Origin of the sequence: Gilvimarinus sp. DA14 (assembly GCF_024204685.1) — a bacterium.
Lineage (GTDB): Bacteria > Pseudomonadota > Gammaproteobacteria > Pseudomonadales > Cellvibrionaceae > Gilvimarinus.
The window spans coordinates 2,453,644-2,478,547 of sequence record NZ_CP100350.1 but is presented as its reverse complement, the minus strand read 5'-3'; the positions used below and the strand labels follow the sequence as shown (position 1 = coordinate 2,478,547).

At 52.9% G+C, this 24,904-nt stretch carries 22 protein-coding genes; 8 read left to right on the top strand and 14 right to left on the bottom strand.

Annotated elements, in window-relative coordinates; all coding sequences use genetic code 11:
- Positions 1–148 precede the first annotated feature (148 nt).
- The 3 genes from NHM04_RS10840 to rimO form a co-directional block, all read right to left on the bottom strand.
- Positions 149–1,882: a polysaccharide lyase family 7 protein gene (locus tag NHM04_RS10840; RefSeq protein ID WP_254263812.1), complete on the bottom strand. Its 1,734-nt coding sequence runs from the start codon at positions 1,880–1,882 to the stop codon at positions 149–151.
- 570 nt (positions 1,883–2,452) lie between these two features.
- Positions 2,453–2,926: a Tfp pilus assembly protein FimT/FimU gene (locus NHM04_RS10835; RefSeq protein WP_254263811.1), complete on the bottom strand. Its 474-nt coding sequence runs from the start codon at positions 2,924–2,926 to the stop codon at positions 2,453–2,455.
- 50 nt (positions 2,927–2,976) lie between these two features.
- Positions 2,977–4,386 (bottom strand): 30S ribosomal protein S12 methylthiotransferase RimO, encoded by a 1,410-nt coding sequence (gene rimO / locus NHM04_RS10830; protein ID WP_254263810.1) that lies wholly within the window; start codon positions 4,384–4,386, stop codon positions 2,977–2,979.
- Between the two features lie 374 nt (positions 4,387–4,760).
- On the opposite strand from rimO, the gene NHM04_RS10825 reads away from it, so the two are divergent.
- The 6 genes from NHM04_RS10825 (at position 4,761) to NHM04_RS10800 (ending at position 9,971) form a co-directional block, all read left to right on the top strand.
- Complete coding sequence (locus NHM04_RS10825; protein ID WP_254263809.1) at positions 4,761–5,936, top strand: glycoside hydrolase family 19 protein; 1,176 nt, start codon at positions 4,761–4,763, stop codon at positions 5,934–5,936.
- 154 nt (positions 5,937–6,090) lie between these two features.
- Positions 6,091–7,311: a nucleoside recognition domain-containing protein gene (locus NHM04_RS10820; RefSeq protein WP_254263808.1), complete on the top strand. Its 1,221-nt coding sequence runs from the start codon at positions 6,091–6,093 to the stop codon at positions 7,309–7,311.
- A 30-nt stretch (positions 7,312–7,341) separates the two neighbouring features.
- Positions 7,342–7,677, top strand: coding sequence for a glutaredoxin family protein (locus tag NHM04_RS10815; protein ID WP_254263807.1), 336 nt, complete (start codon positions 7,342–7,344; stop codon positions 7,675–7,677).
- Between the two features lie 92 nt (positions 7,678–7,769).
- Entirely contained in the window at positions 7,770–8,192 is a 423-nt protein-coding gene (locus tag NHM04_RS10810; RefSeq protein WP_254263806.1) for a hypothetical protein, read from the top strand.
- On the top strand, positions 8,192–8,410 hold the full coding sequence (locus NHM04_RS10805) for a helix-turn-helix transcriptional regulator (protein ID WP_254263805.1): 219 nt from the start codon (positions 8,192–8,194) through the stop codon (positions 8,408–8,410). Before NHM04_RS10810 ends, NHM04_RS10805 begins: the two co-directional genes overlap by 1 nt.
- A 166-nt stretch (positions 8,411–8,576) precedes the next feature.
- Positions 8,577–9,971 carry a family 43 glycosylhydrolase gene (locus tag NHM04_RS10800; protein ID WP_254263804.1) on the top strand — a complete coding sequence of 465 codons (1,395 nt, stop codon included), beginning with the start codon at positions 8,577–8,579 and terminating at the stop codon, positions 9,969–9,971.
- Positions 9,972–10,066: 95 nt separating this feature from the next.
- Here the strand turns inward: NHM04_RS10800 and NHM04_RS10795 are convergent, their stop codons facing one another.
- From NHM04_RS10795 to NHM04_RS10785, 3 genes are all read right to left on the bottom strand, one after another.
- Positions 10,067–11,563, bottom strand: a complete 1,497-nt coding sequence (locus NHM04_RS10795; RefSeq protein WP_254263803.1) for an alkaline phosphatase D family protein — start codon at positions 11,561–11,563, stop codon at positions 10,067–10,069.
- Between the two features lie 371 nt (positions 11,564–11,934).
- Positions 11,935–12,324, bottom strand: a complete 390-nt coding sequence (locus NHM04_RS10790; RefSeq protein ID WP_254263802.1) for a hypothetical protein — start codon at positions 12,322–12,324, stop codon at positions 11,935–11,937.
- Between the two features lie 840 nt (positions 12,325–13,164).
- Positions 13,165–14,016, bottom strand: coding sequence for an MOSC domain-containing protein (locus NHM04_RS10785; protein ID WP_254263801.1), 852 nt, complete (start codon positions 14,014–14,016; stop codon positions 13,165–13,167).
- Positions 14,017–14,210: 194 nt separating this feature from the next.
- Here NHM04_RS10785 and NHM04_RS10780 point away from each other — a divergent pair, with 194 nt between their 5' ends.
- Positions 14,211–15,260, top strand: a complete 1,050-nt coding sequence (locus NHM04_RS10780; RefSeq protein ID WP_254263800.1) for an acyltransferase — start codon at positions 14,211–14,213, stop codon at positions 15,258–15,260.
- 62 nt (positions 15,261–15,322) lie between these two features.
- Here NHM04_RS10780 and NHM04_RS10775 read toward each other — a convergent pair whose 3' ends face one another.
- The 8 genes from NHM04_RS10775 to NHM04_RS10740 form a co-directional block, all read right to left on the bottom strand.
- Complete coding sequence (locus NHM04_RS10775) at positions 15,323–17,692, bottom strand: arylsulfatase (RefSeq protein ID WP_254263799.1); 2,370 nt, start codon at positions 17,690–17,692, stop codon at positions 15,323–15,325.
- A gap of 60 nt (positions 17,693–17,752) precedes the next feature.
- On the bottom strand, positions 17,753–18,826 hold the full coding sequence (locus NHM04_RS10770) for a DUF1254 domain-containing protein (protein ID WP_254263798.1): 1,074 nt from the start codon (positions 18,824–18,826) through the stop codon (positions 17,753–17,755).
- Positions 18,827–19,252: 426 nt separating this feature from the next.
- On the bottom strand, positions 19,253–19,855 hold the full coding sequence (locus NHM04_RS10765; protein WP_254263797.1) for a YceI family protein: 603 nt from the start codon (positions 19,853–19,855) through the stop codon (positions 19,253–19,255).
- Positions 19,856–19,877: 22 nt separating this feature from the next.
- A complete protein-coding gene (locus NHM04_RS10760; protein WP_254263796.1) occupies positions 19,878–20,438 on the bottom strand; it encodes a cytochrome b in 561 nt (186 codons plus the stop codon).
- Positions 20,439–20,569: 131 nt separating this feature from the next.
- Positions 20,570–20,962, bottom strand: a complete 393-nt coding sequence (locus tag NHM04_RS10755; protein WP_026286865.1) for an acyl-CoA thioesterase — start codon at positions 20,960–20,962, stop codon at positions 20,570–20,572.
- 107 nt (positions 20,963–21,069) lie between these two features.
- Entirely contained in the window at positions 21,070–22,428 is a 1,359-nt protein-coding gene (locus NHM04_RS10750) for a TRAP transporter large permease subunit (RefSeq protein WP_254263795.1), read from the bottom strand.
- Positions 22,421–22,972, bottom strand: a complete 552-nt coding sequence (locus NHM04_RS10745) for a TRAP transporter small permease subunit (RefSeq protein ID WP_254263794.1) — start codon at positions 22,970–22,972, stop codon at positions 22,421–22,423. Before NHM04_RS10745 ends, NHM04_RS10750 begins: the two co-directional genes overlap by 8 nt.
- Positions 22,973–23,040: 68 nt before the next feature.
- A complete protein-coding gene (locus NHM04_RS10740; RefSeq protein ID WP_254263793.1) occupies positions 23,041–24,324 on the bottom strand; it encodes a M48 family metalloprotease in 1,284 nt (427 codons plus the stop codon).
- Positions 24,325–24,427: 103 nt separating this feature from the next.
- Here NHM04_RS10740 and NHM04_RS10735 point away from each other — a divergent pair, with 103 nt between their 5' ends.
- Positions 24,428–24,904, top strand: coding sequence for a DUF4265 domain-containing protein (locus NHM04_RS10735; RefSeq protein ID WP_254263792.1), 477 nt, complete (start codon positions 24,428–24,430; stop codon positions 24,902–24,904).

Sequence of the window (24,904 nt, the reverse complement as noted above, 5' to 3'; positions counted from 1 at the left end):
TATTTAGCCGATCAAAACCCATAAAAAGGGCGCACAGGGCTGTCTGCCTGCGCGCAGGGTTTAAAAGAATTAGGGAGAAAATCACCCGATCACAGGCGAGTATGATCGGGTGAGAAGATAATCGTCCGGCCCGTGGGCCGGAACTTAATTACTGATGATCTACCCAGAAGTCGTAAACAACCACTTCACCATAGTTGTCAGGATCGCCGGTTGCGCTACCCTCGTGGTCGGCATTACTTTGCGTGTAATTACCAATTTTGAAATAGGCATCGCCGTAGCTGCGGTCCATCACATAATCATTAGAACCGTCGCGCACCAGGTACTGGTCGGCATTGCCCGAGTTATAAGCACTTTCCAGGTTGCCGTCTTCACTGTAATAGACGTAGTGTTTGCCATCGATTACTTCAAAAATAACCTCGTGGTTGGTACCCAGGCTATAGTTGTTGGTAACGGTGACATCGCTGCGCAATTTACCGCCGTTAAAGCTCAGGAATAAGTGTGAATCTTCTAAGCGCAGCACCAGTGCGTCATCAATACCCTCGTCCTTGTTGCCGTGAATTTGCGTGGCAACCAGGTGGCTTTTGACAATGGGAAGGTGCGTAATGGCTTGCTTAACATAGACGACATGCTGACCCGACGTAGTCCAGTAAATATCTTTACTGCCATCGGCTTCGCGTTCGCGCAGCTCAGAGCGAATATAGCTGGAGTTAGGTGTAGTGCCGTTGCCATCGCGTACCGGAGCGAAGAAGACAATACCGTTGCCAGCGTCGTTTACATAGAAGTACTCGTTATTATCTTCACCACACAGAGTTTTGTCTTCAACGCCGTCAGGGTAAGTAATTTTCCACTGGTTGCAGTTGTTCATTAAGTCAGAGGGAACATTTGCTGAACCCGGGGGGACGTTGCCACCACCATTGTCTCCACCACCGTTATCGCCGCCGCCAGAGCCGCTTCCCTCTGCTCCGTACACCTCGACTTCAGTAATGTTTGTCCAGGTGCTGCCTGAGGTATTCTCAAAGGTTTTAACACGAATCTGTTGCGCTTCTATATCGGTAATGTCAAACACTTCAATACCGGCGGTAGAGCCGCTGCTGACATCATCGTACACCTTGGTCCACGATCCGCTGGTACCAGGGCGCGCGTAAATTTCGAAAGTGTAAGCGCGCGAGTCGCCTCGACCCCAGGCAATGCCCACCTCGGTCACTTCGCTCACCTCTTCTAACTGAATGGTTAAATTAACCGGTGAGCCAGATGCCGCCCAGCGAGATGCCCAAGAGGTATCACCGTCTACGGCCTTAGAAGCTGGATAGCTGGAGTGGCTGCTGCCATCGTCGAATGCAGTATCGACCGCAAGCTGGCTATCGTTGGCGCTTGAGCCACCATCACCGTTATCGACGCGGAACAGTTCCCACTGCTGATTGATGTTGTCATCATTGGAGTTCCAAAGATAAATGGATTGGCGTTCGGCCGCGCCATTATTGCCATCCAGTGAAAAGCCTGAAGCATTGCGCTTTTCGAAGCGGTACACTTCGGTGCCGTCATAAATTTTTACTTTGGCAAAGTGTTGATTGTAATTGCCAGCGTTGCACTCTTGTAAGGTGACCGCCTGATTGCGAGTGCCACCACCGCCGGCATCCCAGCATAAGTTGGTATCTTCTTTTTTGTACGAGTAAAAGCCATTGCCACGATCCAGCTGAACCCACTGCTGATTGACGTTATTGAGGTTTGTGCCCCACAAATAGAGCTGTTGCCCAACCTGAGCACCACCATTGCCGTCAATAGAGTGGCCTGTACCATATTTTTCAATGACAAAAGTTGCCGCTTGGGTGGAAACACCAGCGGTCGCTATTGAGGCGGCGAGAATGAATCTATTTAGTTTCATGATGTGTAGACCTACTATTCGCTATTTTAAGAAACAGTCGATCAATTTTCGTAACAAGCAGATACGTCAGCACGGGCCATTGTGGCGTGCAGATGAAAATTGATCATCTATTGCAGACGAATACAAGGCACTGGTCGAAGTGGATGATAACTGCAGGACTTTAAATTATTTTTTTAAGAGTAAAAATATCAATCAACCATCTGAAATGAATGAAAGATTTACTCGTGTGATTACCCATTTATTAATCTTGGGTTTAGTCCTAAATCATCCTCATGCAACGTCGGGAGAGGAGCCTACACCATTTTTTTTGGTAGTAGAACATTCTCTGAATAAATTGACTTTTGTGTTTCTTGAAGCGTTACTTTTTGAAGCATATGTAACATAGGGAAGAGGCGAAGCTCGCAAGATATTATTTGTTTGGAGAATATGAAAAAGGAGAAATTATTTCTGTTCGATATGAAAGAAACGTAAAACCGGTCGTACTTAACAGATCGGTTTCTTATTTGTGATCTTTATCATGCTGTTGTTATATTCAAAGTGACAGTTACATGTTTTCTGCCGTTTTTACTTTTAACAACCGGATTTTTCCACATCCACCACCGGAGCACTATTCGCCGCCGTTGGCTGGCGATAGCGTAAATAGCATTGGGCAACCCCGGCGTCTTCAGCAATAACCCCCTGCCAGTAAACCCAGGCGCCGCTGAAAATACTGGCGCGCTTTTTCCAGCCCTGTTTATCGACTACTGCGTCGATACCGGCCGCCGTGCCGGCCGGGTAGCCATAAACTGTGGCTACCGTGGTGCCTTCAATGGTAACGCTGGCATTGGCTTCGCCGTCCACGCCCTCGGTAATGGCCTTGGCGTACACCAGGTTGGCGGCGCTTAGCATTGCGCCGGTCATAGCATCCATGGTCGCCTCGATGGTGCTTTTGCGCAGATCGAGAAAACGCGGTACGGCGGTAGCGGCGAGTATACCGAGCACCACAATCACAGCGATGAGTTCGACTAAGGTAAAGCCTTGTTGGTTTCTAGCGCGTAAAGTCATAGGCAAATCCTACCCTATTTTACGCGCCATGGGGTATTTGCTGCGGGTTACTACACAGGCGTTGCCCACAGGTCGTACTCGTCGGCGTGCTCAATAACTGCGTGAATGCGCTGGCCTACGCTTAAACCCTCGGCGGGCAGGTACACCATGCCGTCAATTTCCGGGGCATCGCCCTGGGTTCGGCCAATGGCGCCCTCTTCATCAATTTCATCGATCAGAATTTCCATGGTTTGACCGATTTTCTGCTGTAGTTTGGCGGTGGATATTTCTTGCTGCAATTGCATAAACCGATCAAAGCGCTCTTGCTTAATATCCTCTGGTACAGAATCAGGCAGGTCGTTGGCGGTGGCGCCGTCTACCGGCGAGTATTTAAAACAGCCTACGCGATCGAGCTGCGCTTGTTGCAGAAAGTCCAGCAGCATTTGAAAGTCTTCTTCGGTTTCGCCTGGAAAGCCGACAATAAACGTCGAGCGAATGGTTAACTCAGGCACCTGAGCACGCCAGTTGGCGATGCGCTCTAGGGTTTTTTCTACCTGCCCCGGGCGGCGCATGGCCTTGAGAATTTTGGGGCTGGCGTGCTGGAACGGGATATCCAAATAGGGCAGAATTTTTCCCTCCGCCATCAGTGGAATCAGATTGTCCACGTTCGGGTAGGGGTACACGTAATGCAGGCGCACCCACACGCCCAGCTCGCCCAGACCTTTGCACAGATTGTACAGGTCGGTTTTCATCGGCCGGCCGTCCCAAAAGTCGGTGCGATAGCGGGCATCTACCCCATAGGCAGAGGTGTCTTGTGAGATAACCAGTAACTCTTGCACCCCCGCTTTCACCAAGCGCTCTGCTTCGCTCATTACCTGCCCTACAGGGCGGCTGACCAGTTTGCCGCGCATGGAGGGGATAATGCAGAAGCTGCAGCTGTGGTTACAGCCCTCGGAAATTTTTAAATAGGCGTAGTGGCGCGGGGTTAACTTAATACCCTGTGGCGGCACCAGATCGGTAAACGGGTTGTGCTTGGCGGCAGGGGGAATATGCGCGTGCACCTGCTCCAGCACCTGCTCGTACGCGTGGGCGCCGGTAATGCCCAGCACCCCCGGGTGTATCTCGCGGATGGACTCTTCCTTGGCGCCCAGACAACCGGTGACCAGCACTTTGCCGTTTTCTTGCAGCGCCTCGCCAATGGTGGCGAGGGACTCTTCTACCGCGCTGTCGATAAAGCCGCAGGTGTTCACAATCACCATATCGGCATCGTTGTAACTGGGCACAATGTCGTAACCCTCGGTGCGCAGCTGCGTGAGAATGCGCTCGGAGTCCACCAGGTTTTTAGGGCAACCCAGGCTGACAAAACCTATGCGGTTGCCGCCAGCGCTCGCACCCTCTTGCAGTGCTTTTTTGGGGGCGTCCAGAGTGGTGGTGGGGTTGCTGCTGGGGGTTTTACCGGGGGTATAGGTTTCTACTGTCATTGGCCAAATTTTAATCAGGTGAAAAGTGGGCGGATTATAGCGGATTCGCCCACGGCATACACAGGTATAACGCTGTGTATTTACCGAGGGGAGAAATAGCTCGCACCGATGTGCTTTGCTTATCCGTCCAGATCAGGTGGTGAGACTGTTTTTGCGATCTCTTTCTTAGTCTAGATCTGCCATATTTGACAACGTTGTCTGTGTCGCTTAGGTTAAGTGCGCGCCTAGGCGTCCATAACGCTATAACAATAGAACACCGTCTTTGTGCAGATGATGCCCACGTCTGTAGCAGCTGTAAGACACCCCTCCCGTTGTGGTGAAACTCGCTGATGTATAGCGGTTAACAACTCCTAATACACAGAAAGGAAATCACTATGAAATTACGCTCTTTATGGGTGTCAGCTTTGCTGACTTTAGGTTTTAGCGCCTCAGCTCAGGCCTACAATTGTTCGGGCACGCCCGCTTATGTGGATGGCAGCGGCTACAGTAATGGCGCCGTGGTTACAAACAATAACGCGGCTTATCAATGCAGCGTGGGCGGCTGGTGTTCTATCGGCGGACCCTACGCCCCGGGCGAAGGTTGGGCCTGGAGCAACGCCTGGAATGACCTTGGCGGCTGCGATGGCTCGGGCAGTTCTTCTTCTGTGAGTTCGTCCAGCTCATCGGTCAGTTCCAGTGTTTCATCTATCAGTTCTAGCAGCTCATCTGTTAGCTCCAGCAGTTCTTCCGCTGGCGGTGGAAACTGCCCAGTGTGGTCATCAAATGAAGTTTATTACGCTGGTGACGTGGTGTTGTATCAGGGCTCTTACTATTTGGCCGAGCACGATAACCCGGGTTACGACCCAACCATCAGTACCTGGTTTTGGGAGCCAACACCCTCGTGCCCCGGCGACAATGGTAGTAGCTCTTCATCAAGCGTGGGCGGTGGTAACGGTTTCTCCTCTATCGTGAGTGAAGCGCAGTTCAATCAGATGTTTCCCAACCGCAACGGCTTTTACACTTATGCGGGTTTGGTGAATGCGGCGGCTACCTTTCCGGCCTTTGCGACCACGGGCAACCTCACCACACAAAAACGTGAAGCGGCCGCGGCGCTGGCGAACTTTTCTCACGAAACCGGCGGTTTGTATTACATTGAGGAAATCGCCAAAGGTGAATACTGCTCCGGTGGCGCTACGGCCTGTGGTGTTTGCGCGCCGGGTAAACGCTACTACGGGCGTGGGCCGATTCAGCTGAGCTGGAATTACAACTACTGCACCGCAGGCCAGGCGCTTGGCTTGGACTTGTGGTCCAACCCCGATCAAGTCGCGCAAAATGCCACGACTGCTTGGCGTACCGCACTCTGGTTTTGGATGACCCAAAGTGGCGCGGGCTACCGTCCGGCGCATCAGTCTATGGTAAATGGCCAGGGCTTTGGCGAAACCATTCGTACCATTAATGGTTCGCTTGAGTGTAATGGTGGCCACCCGGCCCAGGTGCAAAGCCGGATTAACTTGTACCTGGATTTCACTCAGATTTTGGGTGTAACGCCGGGCAGCAATCTCGACTGCTAAGCAGTGCTGCGCCTGCGGCGCCAGTGTGCGTTCGCAGGTTTAACTAGTTGGTAAAACGTAAACCGCCCCCGTGTTCTGCGGGCGGCGGTGCTTTCCCGCCCATGCCGCCGTTGTATACTGATCGCCATAACCGTTAACGCTGTAAGGGACGATTTTGCTAAATAAAATCTGGGCGGGGCTGATTTTTATTTCTCTGCTGTGGGGCATAGGCGCTAGCCTGTTGGGCCAGGCCGATGTGGCCGAGGCACTGGTGGCCTCACTATTTGATATGGCCGAGCTTGCCACTAAAATCTGCCTGGGCCTGATTGGCGTCATGTGTTTTTGGCTGGGGCTGATGGAAATTGCCAATGTCAGCGGCCTGAGCGAAAAACTGGCGCGCGCCCTGGCGCCGCTGTTTAGCCGCCTGATGCCCGAGGTCCCCAGAGGCGACAAAGCCATTAGCAGTATCAGCATGAACATGGCGGCCAATATGCTGGGGTTGGATAACGCCGCCACACCGGCCGGTATTCAGGCCATGCGCGATTTGCAGGTGCACAACAAAACTCCCGCAGTACTCAGCAACGCGCAAATTTTATTTTTGGTGATCAACACATCTTCGGTGACGCTAATACCCACCACGGTATTTGTGTATCGCGCCCAGCTGGGGGCGGCTGCACCCACGGATGTGTTTCTACCCATTTTATTGGCCACCAGCTGCTCCACCTTGGTGGGTTTGTTAACCGTCGCCTGGATACAAAAACTAAGGCTCTGGTCGCCGGTGGTACTGGCCTATTTTGTTGGCGCTGCCGTGATTTTGGGTGGCCTGCTGGCCGCCAGTGTGGACGATGGCGAAATTGGCAAACGATCGGCACTGGTGGGCAATCTAACCCTGCTGGCATTAATCGCGGGCCTATTCGCTTACGGTTTTAAACGCCGCGTCAAAATGTACGATGCGTTTATCGACGGAGCGAAAAACGGTTTTGCTATCGCCGTCGGTATTATTCCCTATCTGGTTGCTATGCTGTTTGCGCTGGGGTTGTTACGCGCCTCGGGTCTACTGGATTTACTGCTAGAGCGTTTGCGCTTTTTGGTGGCTTACTGCGGCGGCGATACCCGTTTTGTCGATGCCCTGCCCACTGCGATAATGAAGCCTTTTTCCGGCTCGGGTTCGCGTGCGCTGATGATCGAAGCCATGGAAACCTATGGCGCTGACTCTTTTGCCGGTCGCTTGGCTTCGGCCTACCAAGGCAGTACCGAAACGACCTTTTACGTATTAGCGGTATACTGCGGGGCAGTGGCCATTACCCACACTCGCTACGCACTGGCCTGTGCTCTGCTCGCCGATGGCGCTGGCATTATTGCCGCCACCTTGCTGGGCTACTGGTTTTTTACTTAACTGAACTTCCAATAACAATCAGGGAAAGATATGAAACAACTCTTCTTTTTGATTTTGACCGCTGCCGTCTTAATGAAAGTGGGCTGGGTGCCCAACCCTTTTGCGCCCGAGGGCGAGAAGGTTGAAGGCTACGGCGGTGAAACCATTCTCTACGCCACCAGCTGGTGTGGCTACTGCAAGAAAACCCGTGAGCTGTTGCGCGAGCACAATATCCCCTACACCGAATACGATATTGAAAAGTCTGTGAAGGGCGAGCGCGATTATCAGGCGCTGGAGGGGCGCGGCGTGCCGCTGATGGTAATAAACGGCGAGGTGGTACGAGGTTACGACCCGCGCCGTATTCTTAAGCTGGCGAAAAACCTGTAAGCATTACAAACGCCAAATGTTAAAAATGTTTGACATTGGCTAAAAATCGCTCTACTCTTCGATGTTAAGAATACTTAACATGAGGAAAGAGTATGTCATTTCAAGAAAAGTCCGCCTGGGTCATGCTGCTGGCATTGATGCTTACAGCTGCACTGTATTTTTACAGTGTATTAACACTCTCCACCGCCGAGGGCTTGGCCCCTCCGCTGCTACCAACATTGGTGGTTTACACCGTGGTGCTGGTAGTTATCGCAATCGTCGGTCATATCGCAGCGGCGCTGATGGCGCCGAAAGAGGCCAATGCCGCAGTGGATGAGCGCGAGAAACAAATAGCCGACCGCGCAGAGAGCCAGGCCGGACGGGTCATGGGGTTTTTGTTGATGCTGTCGCTGCTGGTGTATTTGTTTACCTACAGCGGACATTTGTTGTTTTACAGCGTTTTTGCCAGTTTGATTATCGGCCAGGTGGCGGAATACCTGCTGCAAATTTTTTACTTCCGCTACGCGAGTCTGTAATGGCGAAGAAATTACCTATAGGCAATCGGGTGCGCGAGTTGCGTGAAGCGCGCGGGCCGATGACGCAGTCGCAATTGGGTGACGCTGTGGGCGTTACCCGGCAAACCGTGGCGGCTATCGAGCAGCGCCGCTATTCACCCACCCTGGAAACCGCTTTTCGTATTGCTCGCGAGTTCGGGGTGTCACTGGAAGAGGTGTTCTACTGGGAGGAGCTTTAAGTCACCTGTTCGCGCTTAAACCCGGGCTGGTAACCGCTTTGCCGGTCCGGGGAACAGGTATACCCGGCTAGGCAGAAACGTAAATACCTGTTATGGTTAATTGTAGGACAATAATACAAAATGTTATGGACGACAAAACCACCAATAATCATAAAAGGGTTTGTTTATGTTCCACTCTATGCGTGATATCGCACGTAAAACCTTGCGTGTGGGTATCTTCAGTCTGATCGGTTGCAGCAGTATTGCCAGTGCCCTCAATCTGGGCGGTATTACCAACTCTCACGATCCTTCTACTCTGGTCAAAGATGACGACACCTATTTCCATTTCACGACCGGTAATGGCGTTTGGTTTTCCCGCTCGACCGATATGGTGAACTGGGGTAACCCGGGAACTGTTTTTGGCAGTGGCTGGCCCAGCTGGATTAACGATGCGGTGCCCGGCTTTGACGGCCATTTCTGGGCGCCCGATATTATTCAGATGGGCGATCACTATTATCTGTACTACTCGGTATCTACCTTCGGTAGCTCGCGCTCTGCGATTGGTGTCGCGCGCACTGAGTCGTTGAAAAATCCCAATTGGCAGGATCTGGGGCCGGTAGTTCAGTCCTACGGCGGCAACAATGAAATCAACGCTATCGATGCGGCATTGTTTCGCGATCACGACGGCCGTGTGTATATGTCTTACGGCTCTTGGTTTGGCGGTCTTGGCGTTGCCGAAATTAACCCCAGTACCGGTAAGCTGGCCTCTTCGGTACAGCATATTTTTGGCGGCGGACATCAATCCATTGAAGCGCCCTACATCACTCGTAATGGCGATTACTACTACCTGTTTTTCACCCGTGGCAACTGTTGCCAGGGCGTGAACAGTACCTATCAGGTACAGGTGGCGCGCTCAAGCAGCGTGTTTGGCCCCTATACCGGTGAGCGCAATTTAATGCCCAATGTCAGCGGTAACCGTAAAGGCCCCGGGCACGTTGGTATTATTAAACAAGATGGCTGCAACTACACCACCACTCACTACTATGATCTGAACGATAATGGCGCCGCCAAGCTGGATATTCAGCGTATGGATTTTGTAAATGGCTGGCCCACTATGACCAGCAACTTTAATTCTATCCACAGTTGCGGTGGCTACAGTGAAGGTTTATATCAGCTGCAGTCGCGTCACAGCGGTAAGGCAATGGAAATTGAAGGCGCTGTGACTGACAATGGCACCAGTGTTGTGCAGTATGATTTTAACGACTGGTTGCATCAAAAGTGGTATCTGGTGGATCACGGTACCGGTACCTACAGTCTGATTAACGCCTGGAGCCAAAAGAGCCTGGATGTGTGGGAGCAGAGCTCGGCAGACGGTGCCAATATCGCACAGTGGGAGTACTGGGGTGGGCCCGGTCAGAAATGGCGCCTGAACCATGTCAGCGGCAATATTGTTGAAATTGAGTCGAACCTAAGCAATAAGCTTCTGGATGTTTATGGCTTTAGTACCGAAAATGGTGGCAATATAGTTCAGTGGCAGGGCGCTGGTGGTCACAATCAGCAGTGGCTGATGTTGCGTCAATAATTTGCGACGAACAGGACTACATTAGTTATGCAACAAAAAAGGCCGACAATAGTTTTGTCGGCCTTTTTTATACCTGAGAAATTTCATTACTAGGGCTAGTCAATGGGAAACTCGGGGGTGTCCTTTCCTTCAACAATCCAGTTGACCCACTCCTTGCCGTCGCTGCCGCATTGAATGCTGACAAAGTTACGCGCGCGAATGTATTTATCGGACCCCACGGGTTTCAGTATTTCCGCGCTGATCGTGCGATCTTCATTTAAGTATTCAATTTTATCATTGGTCACCGAAGTAATGCCCAGCCACTGAATATAACTGGGGGCTGGATGCACGATCCCCGAAGAGACAACCTGATGCACTCGCAGGGTGTGTTTTTTGTGCCGCTCGGTAATAACGCCCAGGCAGCCAACATGCACATCGCCCGAGAGAATAATGGTGCGCGCGGCGGGGCCGTCGTTTTGGTTGTGGCGAATTTTGGCATTTTGCAGCAAGCGCATAATCAAGCGGCTGCGTTCACCTTCGTGTTCGCGGGCTCGCCAATGGTCTTTTAAGTCGTCGGTTAACTCTTCCTGCCAGGGGGTGATATCAAAGCCACATTCAACAAATGCAAAGTCGCGGTACACCACGGGAACGGCTGACATTAGCAGCAGCTTGCCTTTTGTTATTTTATCCAGCCTGGAAAGCCAGTCATTCCAGTGCTCGCGACTCATCACCTGCTTGATTGAGCGCTCGCTGCGATGATCCAGAGCGATAATAGTGTAATCGCGAAATTCTACGCACTGTGAATAGTACAAGCCTTGATTATTAAGTAGCGCACGATTACCACAGCTGCGTATTTGAAACAGCTCAAAGTAGCGCTGCGCGATTTTAAACACTCCTTGGTACACATTGCATTGTTGCAAGTCTTCGGGAAAGCTGCCCCAGCCGTCAAAAATATCATGGTCATCCCACATCATTATGCTGGGTACCGACGCCAGCATGAAGGCCATGTGAGGTTCGCGCCAGCGTTGAGCGTAGAGGTCGGCGTAGAAACGTTCGGTTTGTGCTGCCATGGCCTTGGTGAAGCTGCGCTTAACTTGCTCGCTGCGACTCAGAGATGACCAGTGTTTTAACTCCGGTGACTGTTCCCAGAGGGCGTCGGCATACAGTTGATCGCCCCCCATCAGTAGCAGCGAATAGGGTTCCTCCTGGTGCTGCTGTTGCATTTTCTGCCAGAGGGAAAAAGGTTCATCCAATTTATTAAACTGATCCTGCTTTGAGACACCATTGCAGGATGTATAGGCGATCTTCGGCGCTTCTTTTTTGCCCGGCACATAAAACTGCCACTGGTCCTGTTGGGTGAAATTGCCACTGCGCTGGCCGTCCAGCAAAACCTGGTATGCGGCAAAATGTCCGGATGTGCCTTTATTCGCATTAATAGGGTTTAATTCGGCACGCCAGAAACGTCCGGCTTTGCAGTCAATGTAATGCGCGGATACCGTTTGCCCATCGCATAGAATGTCTAGCTGTTCTACATCCGTTTCGGTAAGTACACAGACGCTGTAGTGATGGTTTCCCTCCAAACCCAGCAGAGGGCCTAAAATGATTTTGCTCATGGAGCTAACTCCCTGATTAATCCATTAAGTCTCGTTTTTTGCAATAGGTAAGAGACGGCTCGCACTGTTCCACGGCTTACCGTTTATTTTTCTCGGGCATATTTTTGCGAATTTTTCGCAGGCCGATTAAAACAAGAAAAACAGCGACACTGATCAGCATCAAGGGATTGTCGATGGGCAAAGACTTTATCGCCGCTCTAACTTCTGGGCCCCATAGAAACCCGCCCCAAGGTTCGCCCCAGTTGCCGGCACTAACGCGCAAAGGCACAGTTAGCGAAATTATTAGTAAAAGCCTTAAGCCACATAAACGACGTTTGGTGAAGCAGAAGTAACGCCGAATGGGCGGTATTTTCGTTAACACAGAGCTGACACTACTGGACATCAAGATCACCCACTCTTATCGCCGTCAGGTAGGCATAAAGTGCCTGGCTAGATCCGGTCGAGCCCTGTTGTAAACACCCTAAGGTGATCGTTGTATCGGCGGTAATTGAGATTGCCGCCATTACAGGTACTGTGGTCTGTTCGGCGCCTGTACCTGTAGAGGTAAATTTCAGATGGGACCAGTCGAGTATGTCATCGGTGCCAGTGATTGTAGCTTCTGGTGTGAGGTAGCAAACCACCGTGCCTTCATCGTCAATATTGCCAAAATATCGCACTGTGGATTTTCCAGAGACTATGTATTCACCGGTCGGCAGGGTAACGGCTACTACGGCGGTGGGTGTGGTTTGCAGGCTTACTGTAGCGCTGGGATCGATTGACAAGCGTGCAGCATAACCATTTGAGGGTCCTGTTGGTCCTGTTGGTCCTGTTGGTCCTGTTGGTCCGGGCGCTCCATCACTTCCATCAGCTCCGGCCGGGCCTGCGGGCCCCGTCGGTCCAGGTGGTCCAATTGGGCCAGTGGCGCCTGTTGCCCCAGCGGCTCCCTGCGGCCCTTCTGGTCCCTGCGGTCCTTCTGGCCCCTGTGGACCTTCTGGCCCCTGCGGTCCTTCTGGTCCCTGCGGTCCTTCCGGCCCTTCTGGTCCCTCTGGCCCTGCAGGCCCGCTTACCCCAGTCGGAATGCCATCTATTGCATTGGCCAGAGCCTCGAAATTCTCGTTGACTTCGTCAGCATCGGCGACTGTACCGTTAACAAATATATTCGGTACGGTTGTTTGAGCTGTTACAGCCACGGACCATAGCGACACGGAGAGTGTGCAAAGTATTGTCGATAACTTCATCCAAGTTCCCTTTTCCTTGATTCTGTTAGCTATTATTCGACTGCGCAATTACCAAAGATCCCGTACTGCATAATCCTTCGGTAGTCATAGGGGTGAGCGAATTATTGCCTGCGCTGAGTATTAATGCCCAGGGTGTGCATGTCGCTACCTGCTTTGAGGCGCTGACCGGGTTTGCAAAAACCAGGTTGATTACTGAACACGTAGGACTACGCATATGGAGGTGTTTCTCGCTTACACTTGAACTTTTTGTGCGAAGCGAATTCCCTGGCGTCGTCGTCCTAACGTTTGCCTTGGGTACATACTAGGCTAAGGGTGGAGGGTCGGCAATAGTGAAGAAACTATATTAAAGTGTTGGCGCTGCATGCCACATACAGATGAAACTGGTTATGATTTTTCCAGTAGAGTGACAGTATCGCCGCAACGAATGTGGCCGGGTTTAATGATCTCACCGTAAACACCAAGGTTTTGATTAGCATCGCGCACAATACTGCGCAGCACTTGGCTGTCCGCTTCCAGCTCGCTCTGTTGTCTTATCACTGCGCCGCAGCGAGGCGCCTCGGCGTTGCATTCGATGGTGCACGCGCCAATCTGCACCTTATGACCAACCCAGTTTTGTTCGGCTAAGCCTTCTATTCCCGCTTCTGTCGCCACAACAAGGTTGGGGCGAAAGCGCTCGATGTGCCAATCGGCGTTTGGGTTGAGAGAGGCCATATGATTCAAGCTGGCGGTGGTGAGCAAGTGAAAAGGCGAGACTAAAAAGAATGTACCGAGTAAGGAGACAAACTCCTGCATGGTTGGCGGCAGGTTATCGAGATCTGGCAGTGGCTCACCGTCTTCGCGCTCGAAGGTGGATTTTAACTCTTTCAGCCAAGTGTGATCGTCTTTTTTAAAACGGCGATAAAAGTCTCTATCGGCCGCCGGGCGAAGCGCTTGCAGCTGGCTGTCGTAACCAACCAGTTGGGAAATAAGCTGGCTCGTTTGTGGGTCGTCACACGTTAAAACTTCGCCGCTGGGAAAGGTAATATTGATTTCACCGTTCACGTCAGTCTGCGCGCGACAGCGCAGTAGCTCGGGGCGAAACTTGCAGCTTTGGATCTCTCGGCGCTTGATATCTTGCACCGCCCACTGCCGGTCACCTTGCAGGCCGGTGGCATCAAGCCGGCACTGGGATACTGATTCACCGGCCATACCTTTTACGGGATAACGCCAAATGGACTGTATGGTGCCGATTCTCATAGCGGTCTCGTTGCCAGATACATGGAAGGAGCATAGGTACAGGGAAAGTTGCTGTCTATACGTCGATTTACCTAGGCTCCAGGCGATGTAGAAATATAAAGTTACAAAATTAACGCTGTTTTACTGATATTAACTATCTGGCCGGGATAAGTATCTCTACACTTTGCCTTTGCGCGTCTTTTGGAGAACAATAAATGCAAGGTAACCGATTTTACGAAATAGACTTGCTGCGTCTTATTTCGGCTGTTTTAGTGGTGTTATTCCACTACACCTTTGTGGGCTGGATGCTCGACTTTGCCCCGCAGCCACGCACCGAATGCTTTGGCGAGTACAGCCGCTATATGTACTTGGGTATTAACTTCTTTTTTATTATCAGCGGCTTTGTCATTTTGCTCAGCGCCAAGGATGGAGAACCGCGCAAGTTTGTTTTGTCGCGCTTTATCCGACTTTACCCAGCTTATTGGCTGTGCGTTTTGCTAACCGCTGGAGCGGCGGTGATGTTTTCCCAAGAGGCGTTTCAGCTACCCTGGACCGATGTGCTCATTAACCTGACTATGCTGCAAAGTGGGCTGGATGTCCCTTTGGTGGATGGGGTTTACTGGACGCTGTGGATGGAGCTTAAATTCTACGCGCTGGTGCTGATTATGGTCTGGCTGCGTTGGATTCGCTTTTTACCCTGGTTTTGTGGCGTGGTGTTAGCGGGGTCTATTGTTGGCTTGAGCACTTCGCTGGCGACAAGCGTAGCAACCTTTGTTGCGGGCTTTCCGCATTGGGCGGGCTACTTTGCCTGCGGCTGCGTACTCTATTTAATTCGACTACACGGTTTTAACTGGGGCTATGGCTTACTGGTACTGCTCAGCATTATTTTTTGTGTGCGCCAGAACCAGGTGTTTGCGCAGATTTTAACGGACTTTTATCAGGTAGAATTTAAAGCCTGGATTGTCGCTGGCGCCACCTTACTGTTTTACGCATTTTTAGCGCTGGTGGCTTTACGTAAAAACGGTCTGCTGCGCGACCCACGGTTTTATTACCTGGGTGTGCTCACCTACCCTTTATATTTATTGCACGAAAACGTTGGGTTTATGATGTTTAACGCCTGGCATACCTATGTGCCAGCTTGGGTTCTGATAGCCGGAGTGCTGGCGTTTATGTTGCTGGTCTCGTGGCTGATTTGGCGCTGGGTAGAAAAGCCTGCGCAGGTGTGGTTAAAGCGCAAGCTTTTGCCAAAGCCTGAGACTAAATAAAATATTTGTTTTCACGGATACCAAAAGCCAGCCCGCAGGCTGGCTTAATGGGCAAACAGTTATCAGCTGTCCAGTTTCACCACAACCTCTTTCAGCTCACCTTCAAAATCAAACGGTGTGCGGTAGTCGTAGGTAACCGGAGTGCCCGTGTCGGTACCAATGTCCTGGTTTTCCGACAGTGAGTATTTCATGGGTGCCGTCTTCTTTACCTCGGCCGTGGCGACTCTTTTACCATCGACGAAGAGGGTCAAGAAACCGCCTTTACCCACTTCACCTTTTTTGCCGTCGTATTCAAACTTCAGCATCAGTTTGTGATCACCGGCAGAAATGGGCTCGTCGCTCGTGGCAGTGTAGCGGGCGATATCAATGTAATTGTGAGTTGCCGCAAGCTTGCCGTTGAGCATGTAAAAGCCCCAGCCGCCGGTGTTGCCGCCCTGGGTAAAGATCATGCCGCTGGCATTATCTTTAATTGAGACCTCGGCGGTAATGGTAAATGACTTGCCTTTAAGATCAGGCGCTGATGCTTCAGGTAGCCCAACTAAAGGTTTGGGATAAACAAATTCGGAACGACCGGCGGCCAGATTGGGTTTGCCCATCAGCTCGGCGCTAAAGCGTTCCGAACCGCGCCAGTCCAGCGGCAGAACCTGATTGGAGGCAGCAGTGGCCCACCAGAGTTTGATCATCTCATCGAGTTTTTCGGGGTTTTCGTCCGCCAGGTTGTTGGCCTGAGAGAAATCTTCGTCCAGATTGTAGAGTTCCCACTCGGCCTCAAGAGGATTGAACTGGTTGCGGATCGGGTTCCAGGGATCGAACGAGCGTGAACCGGCCCACCAGCCGTCTTTGTACATGCCGCGGTTAACGAACATTTCAAAGTACTGACTGGTGCGAATCTCTTCGGCATCCTCGTCTTCCAACACACTTAAGAAGCTGCGCCCTTGAATGGGTTTTTGCGCAATACCGTTTACACTGCGAGGCTCTTCGATACCGGCGGCATCGAGAATGGTGGCGGCCACATCAATCACATGGGTGAATTGGCTGCGCACTTCACCGCCGTCGTCGAATTTTTCCGGCCAGCTGACAATCATGCCGTTGCGGGTACCGCCCAGGTGACTGGCTACCTGCTTCACCCACTTGAACGGGGTATCCACTGCATGGGCCCAGGCGGCAGGGAAGTGGTTAAAGTGTTTCTCGGTGCCGATTTCATCGATGTAGGGCATCATGTCTTCGGTCTGCATTTGCACGCCATTGAAAAATGCGTTTTCGTTCAGGGTACCGGGGATACCGCCTTCCGAAGAGGCGCCATTGTCACCAATAATGTAGACAATCAAAGTGTTGTCGGAATCCGGCATGGACTCAACAAAATCCAATACGCGGCCCACCTCTTGGTCGACATGCTCGCCATAGGCGGCAAACACTTCCATCATGCGGGCGGCCAGTCTTTGCTCGTCGGCGTTTAAGCTGTCCCAGGCGGGCAAGCTGTCGGGGCGTTCGGTCAGCTGGGTGTTTTTGGGAATGATGCCCATTTTTTTCTGCCGCGCAAACGTCTCTTCACGGTATTTGTCCCAGCCGCCGTCAAAACGACCCTTGTGCTTTTCAATCAGTTCACGGGGCGCTTGGTGGGGCGAGTGAGTCGCCGCTGGGGCCAGGTACATCATCCAGGGTTTGTTGGGTTGAATAGCCTCGGCCTGTTGCAGCCACTCAATCGACTTGTCGGCAAGGTCGACGCTTAAGTAGTAATCGTCATCGGTTTGATGCCCCACCGGGGTTTGGTTTTCATACAGCCAGGGGCGTACCTGGTTGGTATCGCCGGCCATAAAGCCGTAAAAATAATCAAAGCCCAGGTTGTTAGGCCAGTGATCGAAAGGCCCCATTTCACTGGTTTCGTAGGTGGGGGTGTTGTGGTTTTTACCAATCCACGAAGTGATATAGCCGTTTAGGCGCATGATCTCGGCGAAGGTGGCGGTATCCTTGGGAATAATACCGGTATAGCCATCGTAACCCGTGGCTACCTCGGTAATGTTACCGCTGCCTGACACGTGATGATTGCGTCCGGTCAACAACGCGGCGCGGGTAGAGGTACATACGGCAGTGGTGTGAAAGCGGTTGAAAAAGAAGCCTTTTTCGGCCAGCTCTTCCATACTGGGTGCGGGCACGCCGCCCCCGGAAACCGAAAACTGACCAAAGCCCACGTCATCTAATAGCACTACCAGAACATTGGGGGCACCTTCTGGCGCGGCGACTTGTTTAGGAAACTGGGCCGGGTCTGAGTTCAGGTAGGTGGTGCCGATATCGCCCCGGTATTTTTGCTCTGAATAGGGCAAAGATAATTGCGGCGCGGTTACCCCGGCGCGCTCTTCCTCTGCCAGCGCGTCGACGGACATCAGGCCCGTGAGCAGCGCTAGGCTGATTTTAGATAAGTGACGTATTTTCATAATGAAATCCCCTTTTACGTTAATCCATTCAATTTTCCGGGTGGTAGAACCAAGAGCGACTTAGTGCGCTTGCTCGATCAACTCGGGAAGCGGGTACTTACCCTCTTGCACCTGGCCGCCCGGCATATAAACCCGGAAGCAAGTCCAAAAAGGTGCAGTGGGAATAATAAATTCGTTTTTGTACGTGCCTTTGCCAAATTCACTTTCGGGGACAAACCACACATCAAAGGTTTTGCCGTCGGGGTTCAGCTCAATGGTTTTGTTGTTGATGATAGAACCCTGGTCGGTTTTCAGGTGCTGGTCTTCACCGTAAATGGTGATGGAGAAAAAGCCGAGATCGGGGTTGGCCATTTCCGGCACCTTAAAGGTGGCTTTATAGACTTTGCCCATCTCCACTTCGTGTTTTTCGGTAAAATAAACCGCGTCTTTATCGGGCAGCAGTCCCGTGGCAATGGAGACGCCGCGATTGCGATCTTCCAGTGATACCGGGTGCTCCACCGTGCCCATGGTGCCGAGAACACCTTCCTTCTGCGCAATTTCTACATACTTATTGCGCACCTTCGTAAAGTCTTCCATGTTCCAGTTGGTTACCTGGAAGGATTCGGGTTGGTAGCCGCTTAAATGTTCGACTTTGAGTTGATCCTGGTAGCCGTTGACCTTGGCCACATCGGCCGGGTCGCTGGCGTCCAGTTGCATACGCACATTGGCGTAGTAAAAGTTGGAGGTCTCGTCGGCCGGCAGCACATAGCGGCCGGGGCCGTAGAGCACACGGTTGGTGACATGGTCGTGGTTCATAACGTGCAGCGACATATAGCGACCATCGTTTTCCGGCAGGGTGATGGCCACATCGCCACGGCCGTCGAGAATGGCAAACGAGTACAGAGTGTCGCGGTTCATCAGCGGGGCGGGCTGCTCGTCCAGCGGCATGGGTTTGCGATGGTGGTTCCAGGCGTTGTCGGCGCCCTGTACAAACTCTTTCTGCATCGCCAAGTCAGTCATGGCGTAGGCAAAGTTTTCATCGGTGACGGGGACTGTGTCATTGGCCTGCAAAGTTAAGGGCAAGGTCAGTGCGGCGGTGAGTATGGAGGTGGCAATAATGCGAGGGTTAATTCGCAGCGAGATTAAAGAGATCATAGAGTTCCTTCCTACTGGTCTGTTTAGAGCGTCACCTAATAAAATCGCATCGATTTATAAATGGCTTTAGTTTCAAGCTGTCTTTGGGTAAACAAACGGCTGTGCTACCTATGGCAAGGTTTTGGAATGGGTCGTCAGTCTATGACGCGAAGGGAAATCCCTCGGGGGGATATTGTTTCTGAGATGAATTGCGTGGGTCCCTGGCGCAGTCGTGTCAACATAAGCCTTGCGGGAGTATAGTAGAAGACGCTCGGAGTAGGCGCAAGAAAGCGGGGTGGGATATTTAACATTATGGCGCTATTGTCTACAGCGGACACAAAAAAGCCAGCCCGAAGGCTGGCTGAGTTTTAAGCTGAACCGTTCACCGTTCACCGTTCACCGTACAGCCGCATCTGACCTCAGACATCCGACGTCAGACTCTCTAACCTACTGCTTAATACCTTCCACATGCAGTTCCAGCTCAACCGAGCGTGAGGCCGGGCCCAGGTCATAGTCGATACCAAAGTCTTTCAGCATAATGGTGGTTTCGCCTTCAAAGCCGACGCGGTAGCCGCCCCAGGGGTCTTTACCTTCACCGACTTTTTCGACTTCAATGGTGATTTCTTTGGTCACCCCGTGCAGGGTTAAGTCGCCCACTACGTCGAACTCTTCGCCGTCATCGTCAATGTCGGTAATGCTTTTACTGACAAATTTGGCTTCCGGGTATTTGCTCACTTCTAAAAAGTCGCCGCCGCGCAGGTGTTTGTCGCGCTCGGCGTGGTTACTGTCGATGCTGGTGGTGTCGATGGTAACCGATATTTTACTGGCGGCAACATCGGCGGGGTCGTAGCTGAAGTCACCGCTAAATGTGTTGAAGCGGCCGGTTAACCAGCTGTAACCCAAATGCTTAATTTTAAAGTTGATGGCGGCGTGGGCGCCTTTGGTGTCAATGACATACTCGTCTGCCAGAGCTTGGCTTGCGGTTAAGCTCGCGCCAGTTAATACCGCAGCGGCGGCAAAGGTTTTGCTCAGAGTTTTAATCGCTTGCATATCTATCTCCTTGATGGGCTTGCTAGTTTGAACGAGCCCCAGTGGGTTTTAACATACGTACTAAAGTTTTATCGCGGTGCACAAAATGATGCAGCAGTGCCGCCGCGCCGTGTATAGATGCCAGAACAATAATTGCCCAGGCAAAAACAAGGTGCACTGTGCCTGCGAGATCTACGCTGTCGGCGCCCAGTTCGATCACGGCGGGTATGGTAACCAGGCCAAAGATTTCTGCGCCTTTGCCCTCGGCGGTGTTGATTAAATAGCCGGTAATCAGCAGGGTGAAAAGCAGTGCATACAGCAGAATTTTGATGGCGCTAGCGCCCAGACGCATCAGCGGGGTGTGGTTGGGTAGTGCGGCCGGCTTGGGGCTAACAAGGCGCCACAAAACGCGCAGCAGCGTCAGTGCAAACAGCAGCAGGCCGATACTGACGTGCAGCGTCGGGCCTTTGTGGTACCAGGGTTCGTAGTAGCTAAGGCTGGTCATATACAGGCCGAGGCCAAACAGAAAAACAATGGCGAGAGCGCTGACCCAGTGAATGGTAATGCTTACCAGGCCGTAGCCCTGGCGGTTGTCCTGCAGCATAAAGTGTCGTCCTGTCGCTTACCGGTAAACGTGAGTATAAGCTACCAGAGAAAGCCCGCCCGCGCGGTTAAGAACTGTGAGAAACGCGCCGCTAAATGCGCGTTTTTTGTCACTGTCTTTGTGCCGAAGGGTTAACGCTGCACCGGGCGGGTGCGACCATTGTCGTCAATGGCAACATAGACAAATTCGCCTTCGGTAACTTTCGCCACTTCACCGTTGCGGTGATCCTTAATCCACACCTCAATCATTATGCGGATAGATGACCGTCCGACTTCCACTTGCTCGGCGTAGACGCTCACAGTGGCGCCAATAGGTACTGGGCGCAGAAACACCATACTGCCTACGGCGACGGTGGTAACGCGGCCACGGGCTATGTCCTGCGCCAGAATGGCGCCGCCGATGTCCATTTGCGACATCAACCAGCCGCCAAAAATATCGCCATAGGGGTTGGTGTCGGCGGGCATGGAAAGTGTTTGCAGGGTTAATTCGCCGTTGGGCGTGGGGTCGTCGTCCAGACCGTGCATGGCCATGTGTGTGCTTACCTTCTATCTATCTGAATGAGTGGCGTATCAATGCTACCGCAGTAACGACAGGCAAATACGAAGCCAGTTCCGGTTATAGCGAATGGACGTTATAACCAGGTTACCAGTCCCGGCCAGATTGCCAGCGCCAGTAGTAGCAGTAATTGTAAGACAATAAACGGCGCCACGCCGCGATAAATTGCGCCGGTGGGCACAGAGTCCGGGGCGACGCCGCGCAGGTAAAACAGGGCAAAGCCAAACGGCGGGGTTAAAAACGAGGTCTGTAGGTTGATGGCGATCATAATGCCCAGCCATACCGGGTCCACTCCCATGGCCAGTAGCACCGGCCCAACAATGGGCACTACCACAAAAGTAATTTCGATAAAGTCGAGAATAAAGCCCAGCAGAAATATCACTAGCATCACCACCAACACCGCGCCCACCACGCCGCCGGGCAGCTGGGAGAACAAATGGTGTACCAGCTCTTCACCGCCAAAACCGCGAAACACCAACGAAAACAGCGAGGCGCCGATCAAGATGGTAAAAATCATCGCGCTAATGCGCACCGTGGCTGTCATTACCTCGCGCAGCCGTGCCAGAGTCAGCTGCTTCTTCAGCGCGGCCAACACCATCGCACCGGCGGCGCCCACGCCAGCGGCCTCAGTGGGGGTGGCAATGCCGCCTAAGATCGAGCCCAAGACGAGGGTAATAAGCACCAGCACCGGCACCAGCGACAGCAGCAGGCGGGTGCGCGATACCGCTTCGTCTTCTTCACTTATCGTCACCCGAGGCGCCTGCTCGGGTTTGAGCCAGGCGCTACCGAGCACATAGCACATATACAGGCACACCAGCAGCAAACCCGGCACCACCGCGCCGACGAATAAATCGCCCACCGATACGGTATCCAGGTTGAGCACACCCAAACGCAGCTGCGCCTGTTGGTAGGCACTGGAGATCACATCGCCTAGCAGTACCAGCGCAATGGAGGGTGGAATAATTTGCCCCAGGGTGCCGGTGGCGCAAATGGTGCCCGTTGCCAAAGAGGGGTTGTAGCCGTGACGCAGCATGGTGGGCAGTGACATCAGCCCCATGGTGACCACTGTTGCGCCCACAATACCGGTGCTGGCGGCCAGCAGTGCACCCACTAGAATCACCGACAGCCCTAAGCCGCCCGGTAACCGGCCGCAAACCTTTGCCATATTGCCCAACAGCTCTTCGGCCAGGCGGGATTTTTCCAGCATTACGCCCATAAATACAAACAGTGGTACCGCTACCAGGGTGTAATTGCTCATAATGCCGTACAGCCGGCTGGGGAAGGTGAGCATCAGCGCCGGGTCGAACACCCCGCCGATAATACCGCCGCCGGCAAACAGTAGCGCTACCCCAGCCAGGGTAAAGGCCACCGGATAGCCCAGCATCAGCGCCAGGCATACCACCGCGAACATAATGATGGGCAGCAATTCAATCACGGGCTGCTCCTTTACTTTGCTCGCCGTAGACCAAGGTCGCCAGGGCGCGGCCAAATTCCGCCAGCCCCGCGAGCAGTAAACTGGCTGAGAACAACAGCAGCAGCGATTTAAGCAAATAGACAAACGGCAAGCCGCCCGCGTCGGTGGAAATTTCTCCCACCTGCCAAGAGCCCAGCACGTAAGACCAGCTGATAGCGGCGGTAAATACGCACAGCGGCAGTAAAAATAGCAAGGTGCCCAGGGCGTCTACCCAGGCGCGGGTGCGGGGCGTAAAACGGCGGTAGAAAATATCCACGCGCACTTGTTCAGAGTGTTTAAGCGCATAACCCGCCCCCAGCAAAAACACCGCCGCGTGCATATAAATAACCGACTCTTGCAGGCCAATAGAGCCCAGACCGAGAAAGCGGCGCACTAGCACTACGGCAAGGGTGGCGAGCACCATAAGTAACGTCAGCCACGCGCAGCCGCGACCGGTCCATTCGGTAATGACATCCAAGTGGCGAACTATGGCGGGAGTAAGGGACTTGCTGGGGTGTTCAGTCATGGGGTTATTATTATCGGCTCGAAAAGCAAAGCGCCCATTATAACGGGCGCTTGCGCTGAATTGCAGGGTCAGCCCCCCTGCTGCTGCAATTGTTGCAACTTAGCCTGAGCCGCTTTGGCGATTTCGCCATCGCCCTGGGCGGCCATTTGAAAATATTGAATGGCTTTTTGTCGATCACCGTTTTCCATGGCGTACTCGCCCAAGTAATAGGCGCTGATTTGGGTGGGCAGCAAATTCATGCTCTGTTGGAAGTCAGCGGCGGCCTCTTGCGGCTTGTCCAGCTGTTTGTAGGCCATGCCGCGATAGACATAGGGCCGGAAGTACTCGGGGTTGGCGCTGATGGCACGACTAAAGGCGTTGGCGGCGCCGTCCATATCTTTTTGCTGGGCTTCCAGGCGCCCCTGCAGCTCCCAAAACAGAGGTTCTTTGGGTTGGGCTTTTACGGCCTTGTCCGCCAGACGGCGCGCCTCGCTGTAGTTTTCCTCGCTCATGGCTTTAAGCGCTTGCTGATAGTCTTTGTAGGCGCTCTGGTCTTCTTTCAGTTGCGCAATAGCGGCTTGGTATTCGGCCCGGTTGCGTACCCCGCCGGGGTTCTCGGCGGCCATTTCGCGGTTGGCTTCAACCCGTTTTTGCGAAGGCGGGTGACTGGCAAAGAAGCTTTCCATCCAGTTAGCGCTTTGACCTTCGGACAATTTTACAAAAGTTTTTTGCAATTCTACCGCGCCCTGGGGGTCGTAACCGGCGCGTACCATGTACTCAATGCCGTATTTATCCGCCTGCAATTCCTGGCGCTGACCATACTGGGCCTGCCAGGCCTGGGCGCCCACACCTAAAGCGCCTACGGCGAGGCCGGCGGCTTCGTGGTCCTGGGTGGCCAGGGCTACCCCGGCGGCCATCAGGCCCACGTTCAGCAGGGTGCCCTGGGTTTGCTGTTGGGCACCGTGGCGGGCGGCTGCGTGGACAATTTCGTGCCCCAGCACCGCTGCCAGCTCAGACTCGTCATCCAGCAGTACCAGCAAGCCGCGGTTAATGGCAATCTTGCCACCGGGCAACGCCCAGGCGTTGGGCACATTGTTGTTGAGTACCACAAACTCGTAGGGCAAATCGGGCCGGTCGCTTACTCGGGCAAGCTTTTGCCCCACGTTATTGACGTAGACATTTAAGTCCGGGTCCACCACATAGCGCCCGCCCTGTGACTGCTGGCTGGGCTCGTACTGCTGTTCGCCAATGGCGACCTCTTGCTCGGGCGACATCAGCGACAGTTCGCTGCTGCCGGTAACCGGGTTGACGCTGCAGCCTGTGGCCAGCGCGGCCGCCAGTACAATAAACGCTATTGAATGAAGCAATTTCACAACCGACTCCTTATGTTGTTATAACTCTTGACGCTCTCGCTAAGATTATTCAAGCGATAGCTTAAGCATTTATAATGCCGCATTTTACCCGCACAGAGGATACATGGAATCACTGCAAGCGATAGAACTGTTCGCCGGCCTTAAACCCGATGGTCAGCCCATGGTAGAGCGACTGCCGGTTAAAGTCCTGCCCGACAACACGGTACAGCTGGTGCGTTCACCGGCGTTTGTCAAAGGCCTGGCCGGTGGCGATGTAATCAAGGCCGACAACGACAAGCGCGAATTTGAAATAGTAAAGCACAGCGGCAACCTGAGCGTGCGGGTTTACAGTAAAACCGACACCACCGCACTGGCCGATCAACTGAACGGCCCGGTGGCCAAACTGGGCGGTGAGCTGGATTTTGAAACCCCGCGCATGTTGATTTACACCATTCACGTCAGCTGCGGTTTTAGCGCCATTGAAGAGGTGTTTAATCCCATCAACGGCGATAACGCCATGTGGCTGTACGGCAATGTCTATGATCCGGCCGACGGTGTCACCCCGCTTAACTGGTGGCAGGACATTCTCAAACCCGAGTAA

Coding starts and splice junctions, on each gene's coding strand:
- NHM04_RS10765 (WP_254263797.1), bottom strand. CDS start 19,855: ATGCAAGCGATTAAAACTCTGAGCAAAACCTTTGCCGCCGCTGCGGTA.
- NHM04_RS10760 (WP_254263796.1), bottom strand. CDS start 20,438: ATGCTGCAGGACAACCGCCAGGGCTACGGCCTGGTAAGCATTACCATT.
- rimO (WP_254263810.1), bottom strand. CDS start 4,386: ATGACAGTAGAAACCTATACCCCCGGTAAAACCCCCAGCAGCAACCCC.
- NHM04_RS10825 (WP_254263809.1), top strand. CDS start 4,761: ATGAAATTACGCTCTTTATGGGTGTCAGCTTTGCTGACTTTAGGTTTT.
- NHM04_RS10835 (WP_254263811.1), bottom strand. CDS start 2,926: ATGACTTTACGCGCTAGAAACCAACAAGGCTTTACCTTAGTCGAACTC.
- NHM04_RS10780 (WP_254263800.1), top strand. CDS start 14,211: ATGCAAGGTAACCGATTTTACGAAATAGACTTGCTGCGTCTTATTTCG.
- NHM04_RS10735 (WP_254263792.1), top strand. CDS start 24,428: ATGGAATCACTGCAAGCGATAGAACTGTTCGCCGGCCTTAAACCCGAT.
- NHM04_RS10785 (WP_254263801.1), bottom strand. CDS start 14,016: ATGAGAATCGGCACCATACAGTCCATTTGGCGTTATCCCGTAAAAGGT.
- NHM04_RS10755 (WP_026286865.1), bottom strand. CDS start 20,962: ATGCACGGTCTGGACGACGACCCCACGCCCAACGGCGAATTAACCCTG.
- NHM04_RS10795 (WP_254263803.1), bottom strand. CDS start 11,563: ATGAGCAAAATCATTTTAGGCCCTCTGCTGGGTTTGGAGGGAAACCAT.
- NHM04_RS10745 (WP_254263794.1), bottom strand. CDS start 22,972: ATGACTGAACACCCCAGCAAGTCCCTTACTCCCGCCATAGTTCGCCAC.
- NHM04_RS10815 (WP_254263807.1), top strand. CDS start 7,342: ATGAAACAACTCTTCTTTTTGATTTTGACCGCTGCCGTCTTAATGAAA.
- NHM04_RS10800 (WP_254263804.1), top strand. CDS start 8,577: ATGTTCCACTCTATGCGTGATATCGCACGTAAAACCTTGCGTGTGGGT.
- NHM04_RS10770 (WP_254263798.1), bottom strand. CDS start 18,826: ATGATCTCTTTAATCTCGCTGCGAATTAACCCTCGCATTATTGCCACC.
- NHM04_RS10810 (WP_254263806.1), top strand. CDS start 7,770: ATGTCATTTCAAGAAAAGTCCGCCTGGGTCATGCTGCTGGCATTGATG.
- NHM04_RS10840 (WP_254263812.1), bottom strand. CDS start 1,882: ATGAAACTAAATAGATTCATTCTCGCCGCCTCAATAGCGACCGCTGGT.
- NHM04_RS10805 (WP_254263805.1), top strand. CDS start 8,192: ATGGCGAAGAAATTACCTATAGGCAATCGGGTGCGCGAGTTGCGTGAA.
- NHM04_RS10775 (WP_254263799.1), bottom strand. CDS start 17,692: ATGAAAATACGTCACTTATCTAAAATCAGCCTAGCGCTGCTCACGGGC.